This window comes from Burkholderia sp. (assembly GCF_018375725.1).
GTDB lineage: Bacteria > Pseudomonadota > Gammaproteobacteria > Burkholderiales > Burkholderiaceae > Burkholderia.
In genome coordinates this window covers 1-1,112 of record NZ_JAHACR010000547.1, presented here as the reverse complement: position 1 = coordinate 1,112, position 1,112 = coordinate 1, and the positions used below count along the sequence as shown (strand labels likewise).

The 1,112-nt window shown below is 65.8% G+C and carries 1 protein-coding gene and 1 pseudogene; both read left to right on the top strand.

Going from position 1 to position 1,112, the window contains the following annotated elements; genetic code table 11:
- Nucleotides 1-702: phosphate ABC transporter permease subunit PstC (gene pstC, locus KH616_RS25295; RefSeq protein WP_292255330.1), on the top strand; the 702-nt coding region annotated here is incomplete at its 5' end.
- Nucleotides 699-1,112, top strand: a pseudogene (pstA, locus tag KH616_RS25290) (phosphate ABC transporter permease PtsA); the annotation flags it as partial. The gene pstC and the pseudogene pstA, both read left to right, overlap by 4 nt.

Here is a 1,112-nt window from a genome sequence, read left to right as displayed (position 1 = left end):
GTGATCGCCGTGCCGGTCAGCTTCGGCATCGCGCTGTTCCTGACCGAGCTCGCGCCCGTGTGGCTGCGCCGTCCGCTCGGCATTGCCATCGAGCTGCTCGCCGCGATTCCGTCGATCGTCTACGGGATGTGGGGGCTGCTCGTGTTCGCCCCGATCTTCGCCACCTATTTCCAGAAGCCGGTCGGCCGCCTGCTCGAGCACGTGCCGGTGCTCGGCCCGCTGACGGCCGGTCCGCCGATCGGTATCGGCATCCTCGCCGCCGGCGTGATCCTCGCGATCATGATCATTCCGTACATCGCGTCCGTGATGCGCGACGTGTTCGAGGTGACGCCCGTGCTGCTGAAGGAATCGGCGTACGGCATCGGCTGCACGACCTGGGAAGTGATGTGGAAGATCGTGCTGCCCTATACCAAGACCGGCGTGATCGGCGGCATCATGCTGGGCCTCGGCCGCGCGCTCGGCGAAACGATGGCGGTCACGTTCGTGATCGGCAACACGAACCTGCTCGATAACGTGTCGCTGTTCTCGCCCGGCAACAGCATCACGTCGGCGCTCGCGAACGAGTTCGCGGAAGCGTCGCCCGGCCTGCACACGTCTGCGCTGATGGAACTCGGGCTGATCCTGTTCGTGATCACGTTCATCGTGCTGGCCATCTCCAAACTGTTGCTGCTGCGTCTCGAGAAAGGAGAGGGCAAGAAATGAGCGAGCCCGTCATGAACTTCCCGGGGCCGGACGGCGCCGTGCTCGACGCGATGCGCGCCAGCCTGCAGCGCAGGCGCAAGATCACCAATGCGGTGGCGCTCGCCGCCTCGCTCGGCGCGATGGCGTTCGGCCTGATGTGGCTGATCTGGATTCTCTACACGACGCTGCATCTCGGCATCGGCGGCCTGTCGCTCGCGCTTTTCACCGAGTCGACGCCGCCGCCGAATACGGCGGGCGGCGGTCTCGCCAACGCGATCGCCGGCAGCCTGATGCTCGTCGGGTTCGGCACGCTGGTCGGTACGCCGATCGGTGTCCTCGCGGGCGTCTATCTGGCCGAATACGGCCAGAAGAACCTGCTGGCGAGCACGATCCGCTTCATCAACGACATCCTGCTGTCGGCGCCGTCGATC